This is a genomic window from Streptomyces sp. NPDC041970, assembly GCF_055588985.1.
In genome coordinates, this window is record NZ_JBVJCD010000001.1 from 223,468 (window position 1) to 241,062 (window position 17,595).

The following is a 17,595-nucleotide window of genomic DNA, read 5'->3' on the forward strand; positions in this document are numbered from 1 at the left end:
TGGCGGTGATCAAGGACGCCGTTCGGAGGCTGCTGCGGAGGCTTGTGCGGTCGTCGCGGTGAGGCGCGGGAGGGCTGGCGAAGCTCTCCCGCAACGCCTCGCGATGCGCCAGGAAGGTCGGCAGCCGGTCAGCGTCAGCCCGTGAGAACCCGGCGAGAGCCGACCGAACACACGACTCGTTGTAAGATAGGGAAACCGCCCTTGACCTGCAATAACGCAGGCAGGGAGCCGAGAGTTCGGGAGTATCCCCATGCTGCGCACCATGTTCAAGTCCAAGATCCACCGCGCCACCGTCACCCAGGCCGACCTGCACTACGTCGGCTCCGTGACCATCGACGCCGCCCTGATGGAGGCCGCCGACCTGCTGCCCGGCGAGCTGGTCCACATCGTCGACATCGACAACGGCGCCCGCCTGGAGACGTACGTCATCGAGGGCGAGCGCGGCTCCGGCGTCATCGGGATCAACGGCGCCGCCGCGCACCTCGTGCACCCCGGTGACCTGGTCATCCTCATCAGCTACGCCCAGGTCGACGACGCCGAGGCCCGTGCCCTCGTGCCGAAGGTCGTGCACGTGGACGCGGAGAACCGGATCGTGGCGCTCGGCTCCGACGCCTCCGCGCCGGCGCCCGGCTCCGGCACGGAGCGCAGCCCGCACGCGGTCGTCGCGGCGGGCTGAGGCCGTCGTCCGCCGGGCGGGCGGTGTGTGGACTCGGCAGGCGGGGGCAGCCGCACCGGGAGACGGTGGAGGAAGACGCCGTCCATCCCGTTTCGCGTCGTTGTGGAGGATCGTGATGACCCACCCGTACCCCGACCCCGTACCGCCCGCGCCGACGCCTCCCGTGCCCGGCCCGCCCACCCCGGTGCCCAGCCCGCCCCCCGTGCCGCCGGGGCCCGCGCCCGTGCCGCCCGGCCCCGCGCCGGACCCGATCCCGCAGCCGCCGGGCCCGGACCCCGTACCGGACCCGGAGCCCCAGCCCGCCGGCGCGTGAACCCCGGCGCGGGCCCGGTCGGGCGTGAGCCCCGCCGGGCCCCGCTCGGGGGCGGCGACGCGGCGCGGGGCTACGGGCCCCGCGGCCCGTCCTCCTCGACCAGCGCGTCCGCGTGCGCGAGACCGCTCTCCGCCGCGATCGAGTCCAGCGACTGTCCCTCCCGCACCGTCGAGAACACCACGCCGCCGTCCGCCCCCCCGGTCCGGAACCCGTGGACGGCGGGCCGGGGCAGGCTGTTGTACGCCCACGGGGTGGAGAAGTAGTACGCCCCCGTGTCGTACAGCGCGACCAGATCGCCCTCGGCCAGTTCCGGCAGCGCCCTCCCGGTCGCCACCACGTCGCCCGCGAAGCAGCACGGGCCCGCGATGTCCTGCACCAGCGCCGGGCCCTCCTTGGGCCTGCCGTCCGGGCCGAACGCGCCGATCCGCAGGGGCCAGGCGTCGGGCATGAGCACCGTACGGGTGGCGGTCTGCGCCCCCGCGTGGGTGAGCGCGATCCGGCGGCCCCCGGCGTCCTTCGTGTACTCCACGCGGGCTCCGATGAACCCGTTCTTCGCCAGCAGCGACCGGCCGAACTCGGTGACCAGCGCGTACCGTCCGGAGAAGAGGCCGGGGACGGCCGCCGAGAGCGCCGCCACGTAGTCGGAGTAGGTGGGGCGCACGGTGTCGTCGGCGAAGTTGACCGGCAGCCCCCCGCCGATGTCGAGGCTGGTCACCTGCCGGACGCCGAGCGTCGCGTTGATCTCCTCGGCCAGCTCGTACGTCCGCGCCAGCCCGGCGGCGATCAGCTCCGGCGGGCAGCCCTGGGAGCCGACGTGGGCGTGCAGCCGGGTCAGCCACGGGCGGTCGGCGAACGCCTGTACGACGGCCTCGCGCGCCCCCGGATTGCGCAGCGCCACTCCGAACTTCGAGGTGTCCGTCGCCGTGCTCATCGCCCCGATGGAGCCGCCGCCCACCTGCGGATTGACCCGCAGCCCGAGTACGGAGGGGCTGTCCGCGTCCCGCAGGGCGTCGATGCGGCGCAGCTCGTCGAAGCTGTCGGCGTTCACCGCGACCCCGAGGGCGAGCGCGATCCGGATCTCGTCGCGGGTCTTGGCGGGGGAGTCCAGGACGATGGTGTCCGGAGGGAACCCGGCCTCAGCGGCCAGGCGCAGCTCACCGGGGCTCGCCGCCTCGCATCCCATGCCGCACTCGGCGAGCAGCCGCAGCACCGGGATGAGGGAGCAGGCCTTGGCGGCGAACGTGTGGAGCGTGACGGGGGTGCCGGCGAAGGCGTCGTGGAGGGCGGCGACGGAGGCGCGCACCCCGTCCGTGTCGATGAATCCGGCGACCGGGGCGCCCTCGCCCAGCAGGCCCTGCCCGACGGCCGCCCTGACGGCGGCGTCGAACCGGGTGGTGCGGGGTGGCGTGTCGGCGTCGTCGTGGTGTGCGGAAGGCATCTGCGTCATCCCGCCAGAATCGCCGATGGGCGGGGGCCGGGGCCGCGGAACGGCGGACCCGGCCCGAGGCGGCGGGCGGGCGCCGGTCAGGCGATCAGGCCGACCGCGGCCTCCGGCGTCAGCATCCGGAAGGTGAACGCCTGCTGGAAGTAGAGGTGGACGCTGGTGGCGTCGTGGTCCGCGTAACCGATCGACAGGTCCTGGCCCAGGCAGAGTTCGAAGTCGCCGCCGCGGGTGGACAGCAGCACCCCGCCCTTGACCGCGGGGGCCCACAGGATCTCGTCGTCGACGAGGCGGCTCAGGTGGGTCTTGACCGGATACCCGTGGTCCGAGGTCTCGGCCGCCTCGGTGAAGGCGTCCGCGCCGAGCAGCAGCCGGTACGGTCCGTCGACGCCGGCGAGCCGCAGCCGGGTCACCGCCTGGCTGACGGCCACCGGGTAGTCGCGGGCGTCGGCGGGCAGCGGCAGCGGGTCGTGCGAGGAGCCGTCCCGCAGACCGGTGATCCCGGCCGCCGCGTACCCGTCGATGATCGCCATGTCCTCCGCGAACGCGCAGGTCCGCGCCCCGTCCTTGACGGGCTGCCAGTCGCTGTCCTCGGAGCCGCGCTCCACGTCGTCCACCGCCTGCCGGGTCACCGTGAACGGCACCCGCCATTCGATGACCGGCATCGAGGTGCGCGCCCGTGCCAGGACGTCCGGGGCGGGCGGGTCGATGTCGCGCAGGTGGCCGTCGCCGACCGCGGCCAGCGTGGGGCCGTCCGGGTCGGAGACGTCCACGACGCGGCGGCCCGCGACATGGCGGCGGAAGGTGCGCCGGGCCTCCTCCTCGATCTCGGCCCAGGCGGCGGGGGTGACCGGTGCGAGTTCGCGGTGCAGGTTGTTCATCACTGGGCGCTTTCCTGCAGGCTGCCGATGCGCAGCGAACCGTGGTCCGAACCGGCCGCGACCAGGGCCGGGCGTACGGTCGCGGGCGCCGGTTCGGGCCTGTCGTCGGAGCGGGCGGGGGCGGGCGGGGGAGGCGGGGAGTCGAGGAAGTCGGCGCGCGGGGCGAAGAAGAGGGAGCCGGTGACCGCGGTGGAGAAGTCGAGGATGCGGTCGTGCGTGGCGGGCGGATCACCGAGGAACATGTTGCGCAGCATCCGCTCGGTCACGTCGGGGTCGGCGGCGTACCCGATGAAGTACGTGCCGAACTCGCCCTTTTCGAAGCTGCCGAACGGCATGTTCGCCCGCAGGATGTCGCGCTCGGTACCGTCCGGGTCGGTGATGGTGTTCAGGGCGAGGTGGGAGTCGGCGGGCTTGTCCTCGTCGGGGAACTCGACGTCGTCCAGCTTGGTGCGGCCGATGACGCGTTCCTGCTCCTCGACGGAGAGCGCGTTCCACGCCGTGAGGTCGTGCACGTACTTCTGCACGACCACGTAGCTGCCGCCCTCGAACTCCGGGTCGTCCGCGCCGACGAGGGCCGCCGCGAGGGCGTCGTCGCCCACCGGGTTCTCCGTGCCGTCCACGAACCCGAGCAGGTCCCGGTGGTCGAGGTAGCGGAAGCCGTGCGTCTCGTCCACGATCCGCAGGGCCCCGCCGAGGCGGTCGAGCAACTGGGCCGCCCACGCGTGGCAGAGGTCCATCCGCTCCGCCCGGATGTGCAGCAGCAGGTCGCCCGGCGTCGCCGGGGCGTGGTGGAGGGGGCCGTGCAGCTCGGGGAAGGGGTGGAGACGGGCGGGGCGCGGCCCGGCGAACAGCCGGTCCCAGGCGGTGGACCCGAAACCGGTCACGCAGGCGAGCCCGGCGTCCGGGTAGCGGAAGCCGAGCGAACGCGCGACGCCGGCGAGGGTCGGCAGCATGTCCCGCACCGCGCCCTCACCGCCCGGCTCGATCGTGCCGACCAGGATGAGCGCCGCACGCGTCAGCGGGGCCACGACGGGCTGGACGGAGACGGGATCGGGAACGGCGTCGGACATGCGCGCACTCCAGGGCGTCGGCGGGAAGGGCGGGCCGGCGGCGGCCGGCGGCGAACAGGGCCCACCGCCACTTACCCACGTCCCGCTCCCCGCCGCACTCCGGGTGGCCCGACCGGGGAGGGGACGCGCACGGCGCCGATTGACAACACCGGTGCGTCAACCGCGGCGATCAAGGTGTTGGCGCGGACGCCGCACACGCTGGGATGCTGGCCCCACCGCCCCCGAACGCCGGGCCGCGCGGCAGGACGGGGAGGGACGCGGTGGACGTCTACACGACGACGGCAGGGCGGGTACGGGGGCGGCGCGCCGTCCGGGACGGGGAGATCACCGCCGTGCTCGGCATCCCGTACGCGGCCCCGCCCTTCGGCGCCCGCCGGTTCAGGGAGCCCGAGCCGCCGGCCCCGTGGGAGGGGATACGCGACTGCGCCGCCTTCGGCCCGATCGCCCCCCAGTCCGCGGAGCTGCCCGGTGCGCCGCTCTGGTCGCCCGGCGACGAGGACGTCCTCACGCTGAACGTCTGGGCGCCCGCCGACGGGCCCGGCGGCCTGCCGGTGCTGGTCTGGCTCCACGGCGGCGCGTACGTCTTCGGCTCCTCGGCCCAACCCGACTACGACGGCACCGCGCTCGCGGGCCGGGGGCTCGTCGTCGTCACCGTCAACAGCCGCCTGGGGTTCGAGGGGTTCGGCCACGTCCCCGGCGACGGCGAGGGCCCGCCCCTCCCGGAGAACCGGGGGCTGCTCGACCAGATCGCCGCACTGGAATGGGTGCGCGACAACATCGCCGCGTTCGGCGGCTCGCCCGACCGGGTCACGGTGGCCGGGCAGTCGTCGGGGGCCGGTTCGGCGGCCTGCCTGACCGTGATGGAGCGGGCCCGCGGCCTGTTCCGCCGCGCCGTCCTGCACAGCCCCGTCAACTCCTGCGCCTCGGTGGAGCAGGCGGCGCGCACCACCGCGGAGGTCGCCGCGGCGGCCGGCGCGCCCGCCACCCGCGCCGGGCTGCTCGCCGCCTCGCCGCACGCCCTGGTCGCCGCGTCGGACCGGGTCGCCGAGCGGTACGCGCGGGACCCCGCCTCGGGGCGGCGCCACTACGACCCGGCGATCTACGGGCCGGTCGCCGACGGCGTGTCCCTGCCCGCCGACCCGCTGGAGGCGCTGGCGGCCGGTGCGGGCGGAGCGGTGGAGCTGCTGGTCTGCCACACCACGGAGGAGTACTGGCTGCTGGACGCGGTGGGCAGCAGCGCGAAGATCACGACGGAGCGGGGGCTCGCCGCCTTCGCCGCCGACTTCCGGCTCCCCGCGTCGCTGGTCGAGGGGTACCGCGGCCGCCTGCCCGACGCCCCGGTGCTCGACGTCTACCTGGCGCTCTTCGCCGACCTCCTGTTCGCGGAGTACGCCGCCCGACTCGCCGAGGCGCACGCCGGTGCGGGCGGCCGCGCCCACCTCGCCCGCTTCGACCGCCGCCGGGGCGGCGAGGGGGAGCGGGTGCGCGCCTGGCACTGCGCGGACGTCCCGTTCGCCTTCGGCACCCTCCACGACGAGAACGTCCACTTCCTGCTCGGCGGTCCGCCGGGCGAGGACGACCACGAGCTGTCCCGCCGCATGACGCGCGCCTGGGCCGACTTCGCCGCCTGCGGTGATCCGGGCTGGGCCCCGTTGGACGGAGCGGCCGAGGACGGGGGACCGGTACGGGTCTGGCGCACCGCGCGGGAGGAGGCGCGCCCGGCGGGCAGCGGTCCGGAAGGGGTGCGGGGCGGTTTCCGGGACCTGTGGCGGGCGGCCGGACTGCCCCTGCTGGCGCCGTAGGGCGCGCGGTGCGGGGCGGCGCACGGCCGCTCCCGCACCGCGTTCCGGGCCCGCGCCGCCGGGCCGGCGGCGCACCGGGCGGCACAGTTGGCATGGACCTGACCAAGTAACTCCGCTACAGTCCCCAACGGCAACGCCGAGAGCGCTCTCAACGGCACGAACGGTGCGCGCTCCTGGATGCCTCTCGTTCCACCCCACGTCGCTGGAACAACCAGAAGGGCCCCTCCCTTGAGACACGCAACCGCGCTGCGGACCGGTCTGTCCGCCCTGCTGCTCCTCGGCGCCTGGGCCGCTGCCGGCCCCTCGCCCGCCTCCGCCGCCCCCACCCGCTCCGCCGCCCCTCCCGCCTCCGCGGCCCTGCTCGCCGCGATGCGCCACGACCTCGGCCTCACCGAGGAGGAGGCGCACGCCCGGCTCGCCGACGAGAAGGCGGCCACCGCCCTGGAGCCGAAGGCCCGGCGCGCCGCGGGCGCCGCGTACGGCGGCTCCTGGTTCGACGCGCGGACCGGCAGGCTCACCGTCGCGGTCACGGACGCCGGCGCGGCGGACGCGGTCCGCGCCACCGGCGCCGAGACCCGGCTCGTCGAGCACTCGGCCGAGCGGCTCGACGCGGCGAAGGCCCGCATCGACGCCCTCCCCGCCCCGGACGGCGTGAGCAGTTGGCACGTCGACCCGGCCGCCGGCCGCGTCGTGGTGAACGTCGTCGCCTCCGCGCGGGCGGACGACGAGGTCCGCGCCTTCGTCGCCGAGGCGCGCGCATCCGGACCCGTCACCGTACGCACGACCGCCGAGGCCCCCGAGACCTTCGCGGCCGGGACGGTGGGAGGCGACCCGTACTACACGGGCAGCGTCCGCTGCTCCATAGGCTTCTCCGTGCACGGCGGCTTCGTCACCGCCGGACACTGCGGCGGCGCCGGCCAGTCCGTCCGCGGCTGGGACGGTTCGGCCATCGGCCACTTCCAGGGCTCCTCCTTCCCCGGCGACGACTACGCCTGGGTGAACGTGGCCAACGGCTGGTGGACCGTGCCGGTCGTCCTCGGCTGGGGCACCGTCCCCGACCAACTGGTCCGCGGCTCGAACGAGGCTCCGATCGGCGCCTCGATCTGCCGCTCCGGCTCCACCACCCGCTGGCACTGCGGCCAGGTCCTCGCCAAGGACGAGACCGTCAACTACCGCGAGGGCGCCGTGCGCCAGATGACCAGGACGAGCGTCTGCGCCCAGCCCGGCGACTCCGGCGGCTCGTTCATCAGCGGCGACCAGGCCCAGGGGGTCACCTCCGGCGGCACGGGCGACTGCTCCAGCGGTGGCGAGACGTGGTACCAGCCGGTCAACGAGATCCTCAACCGGTACGGACTGACCCTCCACACCGCGTGACACGGGGGAGCCGCGCCGCCCGCAGCCGGGCGACGCGGCTCCCTGCGGCGGGCTTGCCGGTCCAACCGGCGGGCGCCCGCCGCCGGCGCGCACGTACGGCAACGCGCCTGCTCGGAGCGGTGCTCGACTCTTGGTGCGGTCAATTCCGGCCATGCGCCGCCCGGTCCGCGGCCGAGTATCACCTTTTGCTTGTGCTCGGTCGCGCCACCGACCTAGGTTGCCTCTGCCACAAGTCTCGAAGCCAGTGGGGAGCCGAGTATGGCCGCGACCGGACGGCACCGCAGATACCAGCCCAGCCGCATCAACCGTGCCTCGCTCACGGTGACGGCGGGCGGCGCGGGCCTCGCCCTCCCGCTCCTCGCCGCCACCTCGGCCGGAGCCGCCTCGGGCGAGGTGTGGGAGAAGGTCGCCGCCTGCGAGTCCAGCGGCGACTGGACCGTCAACACGGGCAACGGGTACTACGGCGGGCTACAGTTCAGCGGCACCACCTGGGCGGCCTTCGGCGGTGCGCGGTACGCGCCGCGCGCCGACCTCGCCACTCGGGACCAGCAGATCGCCGTCGCCGAGAAGGTCCTGGACGAGCAGGGTCCGGGCGCGTGGCCCACCTGCTCCGAGCGGGCCGGGCTGACACGCGACGGGTCCGCGCCGCAGAGCGCGGGCAACCGGCCCGTGCGGGCCGAGGCGGCGCAGAGCGCCCCGACCCGTCGGCCCCAGGCCCGCCCCGCCGCGGCCACACCGACCCACGTGCCGGGCAAGCGCGACTCCTACACCGTGGCGAACGGCGACTCCCTGTCCGGGATCGCGGCCGCCGAGCGGGTGCGCGGCGGCTGGCAGGCGCTCTACGCGGCCAACCGCTCGGTCGTCGGCGGCGACCCGGATCTGATCTTCCCCGGACAACGGCTGAGCCTCGACCCGCGGAAGGCGTCGACGCCGACGGGCCGCCCGGGCGCCGGGAAGACCGCCCCGAGGGAGAGGACCGCTCCGAGGACGCAGAAGCCGGCGCCCGCCCCCGCCCCCACGGCGGAGAAGGCCGAACGGCCCGACGCGGCGTCCGCGAGGAGGGCCGCCCAGCGGACGGCCCCGACGAAGGAGGCCGTGAAGCGGGAGGCGCCGCAGCGGGAAGCACCGCGGCGGGCGGCCCCGCAGCGGGAGGCGGCGAAGCGGGCGGCCCCGCAGCGGGAGGCGCCGAGGAAGACGGAGCCCAGGCGCGCCGCGCCGGCCAAGCAGCGCTCCGCCCCGGAGCGCGCCGTGCGGCACTCCGGTTTCAGCGCCCCGGTGGCCGCGAGCACCGGCACCCCGTACCGGCAGTCCGGCTCCTGGTCCAGCGGCTACCACACGGGCGTCGACTTCCCCGTGCCCACCGGCACGTCGGTGCGGTCCGTGACCTCGGGCCGGGTCGTCTCGGCCGGCTGGGGCGGAGCGTACGGCTACGAGGTCGTCATCCGGCACGACGACGGCAGGTACAGCCAGTACGCCCACCTCTCCGCGCTCCACGTGCGCGCCGGGCAGTCCGTCTCCGGCGGGCAGCGGATCGCCCGCTCCGGATCCACCGGCAACAGCACCGGCCCGCACCTGCACTTCGAGATCCGTACGGGCCCCGGCTACGGGTCGGACGTCGACCCGCTCGCCTACCTCCGGGCCGGCGGCGTCAGGCTCTGAACGGGGCGCTGGGAGCGCCGCGCGGACCTGCCGGACCTCCGCCTCGCCGGCGCTCCTCCCGGCCCGCCGGACTCCCCGCGCGGCGCGGCGGCCCCCGGCGCGGACCGCGCTGCCGACGAACCCCGCCCCCCTGGCGCCGCTGGCGAGGCGGTCGGCAGGACGCCCCTCGCGGCCTGCGGACCGGCCGTCGGAGCGACCGCCCCCAGAGGCAGCCGGGGGGAGGCGACGGCCGGCACGTCCCGCGCCCCGACGCCCGCCGCCTTCGGGCTCGCAGGCCGCTCCCCGCTCGACCGCTCCCGCGTCAGCAGGACCAGGCCGCCCGCGGCCAGCGCCCCGCAGGTGAGGGCCAGCACGGCGCCCGCCGCGCCGAGGCGGAAGTGCTCCCCGAACAGGACGATCCCGACCGCGGCCGCCACCACCGGGTTGACCACCGTCACCGTCGCGAGCGGGGCCGTGAGCCCCGCACCCCGGTAGGCCGCCTGCGACAGCAGGAGGCCCGCCGCCGCGAGCCCGGCTATCACCAGCAGCGTCGGCAGTCCCGAGCCGACCGGGCCGGAGGTCCAGTCCACGGCCGCGGTCTTGGTGAACACCGAGGCCATGCCGAAGGCCGCCCCGGCGCCGACGGCCAGCACGACGCCGCGCACCACCGGGGGACGCGGCCCGCGGGCGGCCACCGCGAGCGCGCCGACGGCCCCGAAGGTGACCGACGCCAGCAGGAAGCGCTCGGGGCCGTCCAGGGCGTGCGGCGCGGCGTCACCGGTCAGTGCCAGCAGCCCGCCGAGACCCGCCGTGGCCATGAGCGCCCCGCGCCAGGCCGCCGCCCCGGCTCCGCGGCGGAGGGCCAGGGCCGCCATCGGCAGGACGAAGACGATCGTCAGCGCGCCGAGCGGCTGGACGAGGCTCAGCGGGCCGTGGGCCAGCGCCACCACGTGCAGGACCGCCCCGACCCCGTTCAGCAGCACGGCGACCCACCAGACGGCGTTGCGCAGCGGGGCGTACGCGGAGTCGTCACCGGTCGCGGCCACGCGCTCCTGGACGATCGCCCCGGCCGCGTAGGCGACCGCGGAGACCAGTGACAGCAGCACGGACAGCGCGAGGGAACTCATGGCACCACGATGTCCCGTCCGGGGCCCCGCGTCGTCGTCCCTGAGACCGCACTTCGGCGTACTGCCCCAGGAGTACGCCCGGCGGGCCGACGTCCTCCTCCCGACGGTAGCCCCGCCGCACCCGGTCGTCAGAAGTTCCCCACCGGTCGCTACCGTGAGCGCGGGCCGCGCGGCCGGAACGCGCACCGGCCCGCCCCGGACCACAGGAGGAACACGGCATGGACCTGGCGCTCCTGGCGTCCGTGGGCGGCTTCTTCGCGCTGCGCACCACTCCGCCGCCGGGCGGCGCGCACGCGCCCCTGGAGCGGCTCTACGGGGGCGGGAGCGGCCCGCTCACCGCGCGCGTCGACGCCGTCGCCGCCCGCCTCGCGGCGCCCGAGCGCAGGGTCGCCGCCTCCATCGCCCACCTCGGGCTGGCCGCCCGCCTCTGGTCCATCGCCCTGGGCTCCGCCGCGCTCCACGGGCGCATACCCGCCCTGCCGCCCGACGCGCTGCACTGGGACCCGCGCGCCTCGTCGCCGGACGACCTGTGGCTGGCGCGGACGGCGGAGCTGCCCGGCACGGCGGCCCGCATCCGCGCGGAGGTCCAGTACGGGCACCTCGTGCCGCTGGCGGACGCGGTGCGGCGCGACGGGAACGTCTCCGCGCGCCTGCTGTGGGGCAACGCGGGGTCGGCGCTCGCCGGGGCGGTGCGCGAACTCGTCGCCTTCGCCCGCGCGCACGACCGCCCCGACGTCGCCGCGCGGGCCCGCGCACTGGCGGCGGAACTCTTCGACCACGCCGACCTGCGCTCCACCGGGGCCCCGCACGGCCCGGCGTTCCGGCGGCGCAGTTGCTGCCTGTACTGGCGCTGCCCCGGCGGCGGCCTGTGCGGGGACTGCGTGTTCGACCGGGCTCCCGGCTCCGCCGGGACGAGGCGCTGAGAACCGTCCCGGCGCGCGGCCGCCGCGCGCCGGGACGCCGGGCCGTCAGGACAGCGGCGGGGCGTCCACGGCCTCCTCGACGCTCGGCAGGACGGGCAGGGCGCTGTCGAGCCCGATCATGGTGATCAGCCGCCGCATGAACGGCGAGGGAGCGGCCAGCCGCAGCCGGTCGCCGAGGCGCGTGTGCGCCTGGAGGAGGACGTTCACCGTCGTGGAGTCCGCGAAGCCCACCCCGGAGAGGTCCACGACGACCGGGTCCGCCCCGTCGTCCACCGCGGCGGCGAGGGCGATGCCCAGCGGCGGAACGCTGTCGATGTCGAGGTCGCCCGACACGGACAGGACCAGAGCGCCCCGCTCCCGCCGGGAGGCGATCCTGACGGTTCTGTCTTCGTTGGGCGATGAAAGCACGGGGGGCACCTCGGACGGGTCGGGAGAAAGCGGGAGCCGTTTCACCGGGCGGGTCGGCGTGGTTCCGTCCCTGGTCGCGGCGGGGTACGGGGGCAACGATAGAAGTAACTGTTGCCATTTGACAACATTCACCATCTGGTAACAATCTGATCCCCCACGGTTGCCGGTCCGTCGTCCGGCGGGGCGGGGGACCGACGAATGCGGAAGCAGGGGCTGGATGAGGCTAGGCGCTGTCGGCGACATCATCGCGGAGTGGGGAGCCGGCCGCGTCCCTCCGGGGGGAAAGACGCTCCGAAGCGGTCGCGTGGAAGGCCCTCAGCCCCTCGGCGAGAGCGGCGAGCGCCGCGGGCTCCATCCGGTCCAGCACCGCTTTCAGCTCTCCGGCCCGCAGGGCCCGGTACTCTTCCAGGAGAGCGCGGCCGCGGAGACTCAGCCGCAGCTCCACCTCGCGCCGACTGGTCGGGCTCGGCTCCCGCTGGACCAGGCCCATGGCCTCCATGCGATCGCAGAGCCTGCTGACCGAGGGCGCCCGCGAGCCCAGGGACTCGGCCAGCGTGCGCAGATTCGTGCCCTCCTGCCGCTCGATGACGAGCAGGGCCCGCAACTGGGAGGGCGACACGGGCCCCGAGGCCGCGCCCTCCTGGCCGCGCCCCCACAGCACTTCCAGCAGCTCCGAGGCTGCGAGGGCGTCGGCGGACACCTGTTCGCGCGTGCGCGGGCGGAAGGCTCGGTGGGACATCCGGCCACTCTGTCACCCGTCGGCCCCGCTTGTCAGCCCGGTACCGCCCTCTATCACATGGCAGGACGAAGAATGCACGAGAGACCGTGAACAGACGAACGGACATCGAGGCCGCCGTCCGGGCCGCGGCGCCCCACGCACTGCTGGCGACCCTGCGTTCCTCGCTCAGCGGCGCCTACGGGGCCCTCGCCGTGGAACTGCATCTGGCCGATTACGGTCTACAGGTCCTCAAGCCCCTGGACCGCCCCGACGGCGACGACGAGCCGCTGTCCCTGCACAACAGCCCCGAGGGCCGGGCCTTCGGCAGCCAGGAGCCCCGCGAGCAGCAGGTCCGGCACGACGACGCGGTCGACCACCTCCTCCCCGTGACCGTACGCGGGGAGCGCCTCGGCATCCTCACGGTCCGGCTGCCGCAGGCCCTGTCCACCCCGGAGCTGGTGGGCGAGCTGACGCACATGGCCGACCTGCTCGGCCACGAGATCCTGGTCGCCGAACGGGACACCGACCTCTACCAGCGCGCCCGGCGCACCACCCGGCTCACCCTCGCCGCCGAGATGCAGTGGCAGCTCCTGCCCGCCCGCGCCTGCACCGCCGCCGAGTTCGCCATCGGCGCCCAGCTCGAACCCGCGTACTCCATCCACGGCGACAACTTCGACTGGGCCGCCGACGCCGACGAGCTGACCGTCGCCGTCACCAACGGCATGGGGGAGGGCATACAGGCATCCCTGCTCACCAACCTCGCCGTCAACGCCCTGCGCAACGCCCGCCGGGCCGGCATCGGCATCGCGGACCAGGCCGCCCTCGCCGACCAGGCGCTCTACGACCAGCACCGCGGGGCCTCCTACGTCTCCACCCTGCTGCTCCGCTTCGACCTGGCGACCGGCCGGGTCGGCGTCGTCGACGCCGGCTCCCCGCAGCTATGGCTCCAGCGCGGCCGCACGGTCCGCCGGATCGAGCTGGAGGCGCAGTTGCCGCTCGGCATGTTCGAGGAGTCGCAGTACACGGTCCAGGAGTTCCACGTGGAGCCCGGCGACCGGCTGCTGCTGCTCAGCGACGGCGTCTACGAGGCGGTGTCCCCGCTCGGCGAGGCGTACGGGGAACGGGCCCTGGCCCGCGCCATACAGGCGACACGGCTGCTGCCGGCGGCCACCGTCCCACGCGCCCTGCTCGGTGAGCTGTCCGAGTTCCGGGGCGCGGAGACGCTCGACGACGCGCTGGTGCTGTGCCTGGACTGGTTCGGCCGGCAGGCCGACGCCCCCTGAGGAGTCCTGAGCCGCGGGCCCGCCGGGGCGCGCGGCGGGCGCGTCAGGTGCTGAGCTGGAACTCCGCGCGGATGCGCTTGCCGACCGGCACCCGCTCCGCGGTGAGCCGGTCGCAGAGGGCGACGACGATCTCCATGCCGTGGCCGCCCGGCCGGGCGGGGTCGGGGGCGTACAGCACCGGCATGGCGGTGGAGCTGTCGTAGACGGTGACGCAGATCCGCTCGGCGGTGCCCTCCAGCTCCAGGAGGTAGGGCCCGTGGCTGTAGCGGTCGGCGTTGGTGACCAGCTCGCTCACGGCCAGCATCAGATCGCTGCGCGTGTGCTCGCCGATCGCGGCCTGGCACTCCTCGGCGAGCCTCGTCAGGAAGCGGTCGGCGAGCGCGCGGGCCGACGCGATGCAGCCGGGCTCGCCGTCGAAGACCTCGGAGCTGAGCAGTGCCTCGGCGGGCCGCGGCCCCGGACCGGCGCCGGCCGGTGTGGAGGTGACCTGTTCGTTCATGTGCTCCAGCCAGGGCGCCGCAGTGAGGTCGGAGACCTTTTCCGCCATCCGTATACCCGTGGTGAGGAATCCCACTCCAGGAGATCCGAACAGATCCTACGCACGTCCGGGCAACCGCACCACGGTCACGAAGAACTCGTCGATCTGGCGCACCGCCGCGATGAACTGGTCGAGGTCGACCGGCTTGGTCACGTAGGCGTTGGCGTGCAGCTTGTAGCTGCGCAGGATGTCCTCCTCGGCCGAGGAGGTGGTCAGCACGACCACCGGGATGAGCGACAGCTCGGGGTCGCCCTTGATCTGCTCCAGCACCTGCCGGCCGTCGTACTTGGGCAGGTTCAGATCGAGCAGCACCAGGTCCGGGCGGGGGGCCCCGACGTGATCGCCGCGCCCGTAGAGGAAGTCCAGCGCCTCCTGCCCGTCGCGCACGACGTGCAGCGTGTTGCGGATCTTGTTGTCCTCGAACGCCTCGCGGGTCATCAGCTCGTCACCGGGGTCGTCCTCGACGAGCAGCACCTCGATGGGCTGGGCGGAGCTGTTCACGAAGTTACTCCCGGCTGGCTGGTGAGCTCGGCGGGAGCGGGCTGCTCCGCCGCGGTGTGCGTCGGCGCCTCGGGCGCCTGGGGCAGGGTGAAGTGGATGCGGGTGCCGTCGCCCGGCTCGGGCTCCAACCAGATCCGGCCACCGTGGAACTCGATGATCTTCCGGCAGAGCGCGAGGCCGATGCCCGTGCCCTCGTACTCGTCGCGGGCGTGCAGCCGCTGGAAGATCACGAACACCTTGTCCGCGAACTCGGGGGCGATGCCGATCCCGTTGTCCGACACGGTCAGGTGCCAGTCCTCGTCCTCCCGCTCGCAGGTGACGGTGATCCGGCACGGGACGTCGTCCCGGCGGAACTTGATCGCGTTGCCCAGGAGATTCTGCCAGACCATGGTGAGCGTGGTCGCGTCGCCCAGCAGTTCGGGCAGCTCGTCGGGGCGCTCGATGGCCACCCCCGACTCCTCGACCGCCAGCGTCAGGTTGCCCACGGCGCGGTCGAGCGCCCGGTCGAGGGAGACCGGCTTCCAACTGTCGTGGACCCGGCCCACCCGCGAGAACGTCAGCAGGTCGTTGATGAGCACCTGCATCCGCTTGGCGCCGTCCACCGCGAACGCGATGTACTGCTTGCCCCGGTCGTCCAGCTCCTTGCCGTACCGCTTCTCCAGCAACTGGCAGAACGAGGCGACCTTGCGCAGCGGCTCCTGCAGGTCGTGCGAGGCCACGTACGCGAACTGCTCCAGCTCGGAGTTGGAGCGGCGCAGCTCCTGCGTCTGCTCCGCGAGCAGGGCCTCCCGGCTCTGCGCGTCGGCCAGCTCGTCGGCCAGCCGCCGCCGCATGTCCTCGACCGCCCAGGCCACGGCCTGGACGTCGGAGGGGCCCTTGATCTCGATCCGCTGCCCGACCTCCTGGGCCCGGACGCGCTCGGAGGCCATGCGCAGCCGGTTCAGCGGCACGCCCACCACGCGGTGCAGCAGCACGCTCAGCGCCACCACCGTCAGCACGAAGACGCTCACCAGGGCCGCGAGCACCCGGTCGCGGGTGGCTCGGGCGGTGTTGAGATCGGCCCGCGCCCGGTCGCGCGCCTCGTCGAGATGGCCCTGCTGCACGCCGTAGGCGCGGCGCAGCGCGTCGAAGTCGCTCTTGCTGCGCTGCAACTGCGCGGTCGCGCCCGCCATCCGCGGGCCCTGGTCGCGGACCGTCTCCATCAGCGGCTCGGCCTTGCCCTGCCGCCACTGCCGCGCGGCGGCGGCGATCGTGTCGAGGTCGTCGGCGAACCGCTGCTCGGACCCCACCAGGCGGCGGATCTGCGCCAGCCGCTCCTGCTCGGCCGCCTTCCCCGCCTCGTAGGGCTCCAGGAACGACTCGTCGCCGGTCAGCGCGAACCCCCTGACCCCGGTCTCCTGGTCGAGCAGGGCGTTCTGGAGCTGGAAGGACGCCGCCCTGGCGGGCTGGATGCTGTCCACCAGATCGGTCGTGCGGTCGGATATCCGGGCCAGCACCAGCCCGCCGACCACCAGGCAGCCGCAGACGACCACGACGAACCCGCCGAGGATCAGGTGCACCCAGTTCTGCACCGAAAGCCGGGAGGCGAAGCCGCCTCGGGGCACGACCTTGACACGCTCAGTACTCATCTGTTTCCGATCCCCAACCCAGGTGCACCACGGCCACGTCGTCCGCCAGGCCGCCGTAGGGGGCGGCTCCCTCGGTCGCTCCCGCCACGAGGGCGTCGACGAACGGGCGGGCCGGCAGATGCCCGTACTCGCGGGCCATCGCCAGCAGTCCTTCCTCGCCGAGCCGGCTCTCCGGCCCGACGCGCCCCTCGAAGAGCCCGTCCGTGAAGAGCACGAGCGCGGCGCCGGGGCTCAGCGGGACGTCCACCGTCGACCACCGGCCCATGCCCGGCAGCAGCCCGAGCGCCATACCGCCCTCGGGCTCCACCCACTCCACGTCCCTGCCCTGGCGCAGCAGCAGGCCCGGATGGCCCGCCCGCACCACCTGCGCCCGCCGGCCGTCGGGCGGGAACGCCAGCGAGGTGACCGTGGCGAAGACGTGCGCGTCGGCGCGCTCGGCGATCAGGATCTCCTCCAGCAGCGCTATCTGCTCCAGGTGCGGCATTCCGCACAGCACGGCGGTACGCCAGGCCACCCGCAGGCACACCCCGAGCGCGGCCTCCTCGGCGCCGTGCCCGGAGACGTCGCCGATCACCGCGTGCACGGTGCCGTCGGAGGTCTGCACGACGTCGTAGAAGTCACCGCTCAGCAGCCCGTGGACGCGCCCCGGCTCGTAGCGGGCGAGGACGCGGAAGCGGTCGTCCCGCAGCAGCGGCACGGGCAGCAGCCCCCGCTCCAGCCGGGCGTTCTCCTGGGCGATGAGCTGGTTGGAGCGCAGCGCGGCGGCGGCCCGCTCCACCTCCTTGCGCTGGAGGGCGTAGCGGACCGCGCGGGCGAGCACCTCGGGGTCCAGCCGGTCCTTGACCAGGTAGTCCTGGGCGCCTCGGGCGACCGCGCGCAGCCCGGTGCCCGACTCGTCGAGCCCGGTGAGGACGACGATCGCCGCGTCGCTGTCGGACTCCAGGATCTGGCGCACGGCGTCCACTCCGTGGACGTCGGGGAGGTGCAGATCCAGCAGCACGCACACCGGGGTGTCGCAGGTGCGCAGGAACGCCCGCGCCGAGGCCAGCGTCTTGCACCAGGTGAGCGCGGAGCCCAGTTCGCTGTCGGTGAGCATCTCCTCGACCAGCAGGGCGTCGCCCGCGTCGTCCTCGACCAGCAGGATCGAGGCGTCCGGGTTCCACACCAGGGTGTCGGGGGACGGATCGATTCCGTTCAGTTGCGAGGGGACCGCGGCGATGCCCACAGGTCTCGGTGATGTGCCCACGGGCGACTCGGTCAACCCTCCACTCCTT

Annotated in this window: 16 protein-coding genes; 6 read left to right on the forward strand and 10 right to left on the reverse strand. The window is 74.7% G+C overall.

Annotation, left to right across the window (positions count from 1 at the left end; genetic code table 11):
• Positions 1-250: 250 nt before the first annotated feature.
• Entirely contained in the window at positions 251-676 is a 426-nt protein-coding gene (gene panD / locus ACZ6EJ_RS00955; protein WP_469263506.1) for an aspartate 1-decarboxylase, read from the forward strand.
• Between the two features lie 383 nt (positions 677-1,059).
• Here the strand turns inward: panD and ACZ6EJ_RS00960 are convergent, their stop codons facing one another.
• The 3 genes from ACZ6EJ_RS00960 to ACZ6EJ_RS00970 form a co-directional block, all read right to left on the reverse strand.
• Positions 1,060-2,436, reverse strand: a complete 1,377-nt coding sequence (locus ACZ6EJ_RS00960) for a type III PLP-dependent enzyme domain-containing protein (protein ID WP_469263508.1) — start codon at positions 2,434-2,436, stop codon at positions 1,060-1,062.
• 77 nt (positions 2,437-2,513) lie between these two features.
• On the reverse strand, positions 2,514-3,311 hold the full coding sequence (locus tag ACZ6EJ_RS00965) for a family 1 encapsulin nanocompartment shell protein (protein WP_469263509.1): 798 nt from the start codon (positions 3,309-3,311) through the stop codon (positions 2,514-2,516).
• Positions 3,311-4,381, reverse strand: a complete 1,071-nt coding sequence (locus tag ACZ6EJ_RS00970; RefSeq protein WP_469263510.1) for a Dyp-type peroxidase — start codon at positions 4,379-4,381, stop codon at positions 3,311-3,313. The genes ACZ6EJ_RS00965 and ACZ6EJ_RS00970 overlap by 1 nt, the downstream gene beginning before the upstream one ends.
• 260 nt (positions 4,382-4,641) lie before the next feature.
• On the opposite strand from ACZ6EJ_RS00970, the gene ACZ6EJ_RS00975 reads away from it, so the two are divergent.
• The 3 genes from ACZ6EJ_RS00975 (at position 4,642) to ACZ6EJ_RS00985 (ending at position 9,216) form a co-directional block, all read left to right on the forward strand.
• Complete coding sequence (locus ACZ6EJ_RS00975; RefSeq protein WP_469263512.1) at positions 4,642-6,183, forward strand: carboxylesterase/lipase family protein; 1,542 nt, start codon at positions 4,642-4,644, stop codon at positions 6,181-6,183.
• A gap of 228 nt (positions 6,184-6,411) precedes the next feature.
• Positions 6,412-7,557 (forward strand): S1 family peptidase, encoded by a 1,146-nt coding sequence (locus tag ACZ6EJ_RS00980; RefSeq protein WP_469263514.1) that lies wholly within the window; start codon positions 6,412-6,414, stop codon positions 7,555-7,557.
• Positions 7,558-7,815: 258 nt separating this feature from the next.
• The gene (locus ACZ6EJ_RS00985) at positions 7,816-9,216 is read left to right on the forward strand and encodes a transglycosylase family protein (RefSeq protein ID WP_469263516.1); all 1,401 of its coding nucleotides are present in this window, start codon (positions 7,816-7,818) and stop codon (positions 9,214-9,216) included.
• Here ACZ6EJ_RS00985 and ACZ6EJ_RS00990 read toward each other — a convergent pair.
• Positions 9,186-10,322, reverse strand: a complete 1,137-nt coding sequence (locus tag ACZ6EJ_RS00990; protein WP_469263518.1) for a DMT family transporter — start codon at positions 10,320-10,322, stop codon at positions 9,186-9,188. The genes ACZ6EJ_RS00985 and ACZ6EJ_RS00990 overlap by 31 nt on opposite strands.
• A gap of 218 nt (positions 10,323-10,540) precedes the next feature.
• Between ACZ6EJ_RS00990 and ACZ6EJ_RS00995 the strand changes: the two genes are divergently transcribed.
• Positions 10,541-11,245 (forward strand): (2Fe-2S)-binding protein, encoded by a 705-nt coding sequence (locus tag ACZ6EJ_RS00995; RefSeq protein ID WP_469263520.1) that lies wholly within the window; start codon positions 10,541-10,543, stop codon positions 11,243-11,245.
• A 45-nt stretch (positions 11,246-11,290) separates the two neighbouring features.
• Here ACZ6EJ_RS00995 and ACZ6EJ_RS01000 read toward each other — a convergent pair whose 3' ends face one another.
• Positions 11,291-11,653, reverse strand: coding sequence for an STAS domain-containing protein (locus tag ACZ6EJ_RS01000; RefSeq protein ID WP_469263521.1), 363 nt, complete (start codon positions 11,651-11,653; stop codon positions 11,291-11,293).
• A gap of 223 nt (positions 11,654-11,876) precedes the next feature.
• The gene (locus ACZ6EJ_RS01005; RefSeq protein WP_469263522.1) at positions 11,877-12,392 is read right to left on the reverse strand and encodes a MarR family transcriptional regulator; all 516 of its coding nucleotides are present in this window, start codon (positions 12,390-12,392) and stop codon (positions 11,877-11,879) included.
• 86 nt (positions 12,393-12,478) lie between these two features.
• On the opposite strand from ACZ6EJ_RS01005, the gene ACZ6EJ_RS01010 reads away from it, so the two are divergent.
• On the forward strand, positions 12,479-13,654 hold the full coding sequence (locus tag ACZ6EJ_RS01010; RefSeq protein WP_469263524.1) for a PP2C family protein-serine/threonine phosphatase: 1,176 nt from the start codon (positions 12,479-12,481) through the stop codon (positions 13,652-13,654).
• Between the two features lie 43 nt (positions 13,655-13,697).
• Here ACZ6EJ_RS01010 and ACZ6EJ_RS01015 read toward each other — a convergent pair whose 3' ends face one another.
• From ACZ6EJ_RS01015 to ACZ6EJ_RS01030, 4 genes are all read right to left on the reverse strand, one after another.
• Positions 13,698-14,153 (reverse strand): ATP-binding protein, encoded by a 456-nt coding sequence (locus tag ACZ6EJ_RS01015; protein WP_469263617.1) that lies wholly within the window; start codon positions 14,151-14,153, stop codon positions 13,698-13,700.
• A gap of 96 nt (positions 14,154-14,249) precedes the next feature.
• On the reverse strand, positions 14,250-14,693 hold the full coding sequence (locus ACZ6EJ_RS01020) for a response regulator (RefSeq protein ID WP_469263526.1): 444 nt from the start codon (positions 14,691-14,693) through the stop codon (positions 14,250-14,252).
• On the reverse strand, positions 14,690-16,321 hold the full coding sequence (locus tag ACZ6EJ_RS01025) for a sensor histidine kinase (protein WP_469263527.1): 1,632 nt from the start codon (positions 16,319-16,321) through the stop codon (positions 14,690-14,692). Before ACZ6EJ_RS01025 ends, ACZ6EJ_RS01020 begins: the two co-directional genes overlap by 4 nt.
• Complete coding sequence (locus ACZ6EJ_RS01030; protein ID WP_469263619.1) at positions 16,311-17,546, reverse strand: PP2C family protein-serine/threonine phosphatase; 1,236 nt, start codon at positions 17,544-17,546, stop codon at positions 16,311-16,313. The genes ACZ6EJ_RS01025 and ACZ6EJ_RS01030 overlap by 11 nt, the downstream gene beginning before the upstream one ends.
• Positions 17,547-17,595: the final 49 nt, after the last annotated feature.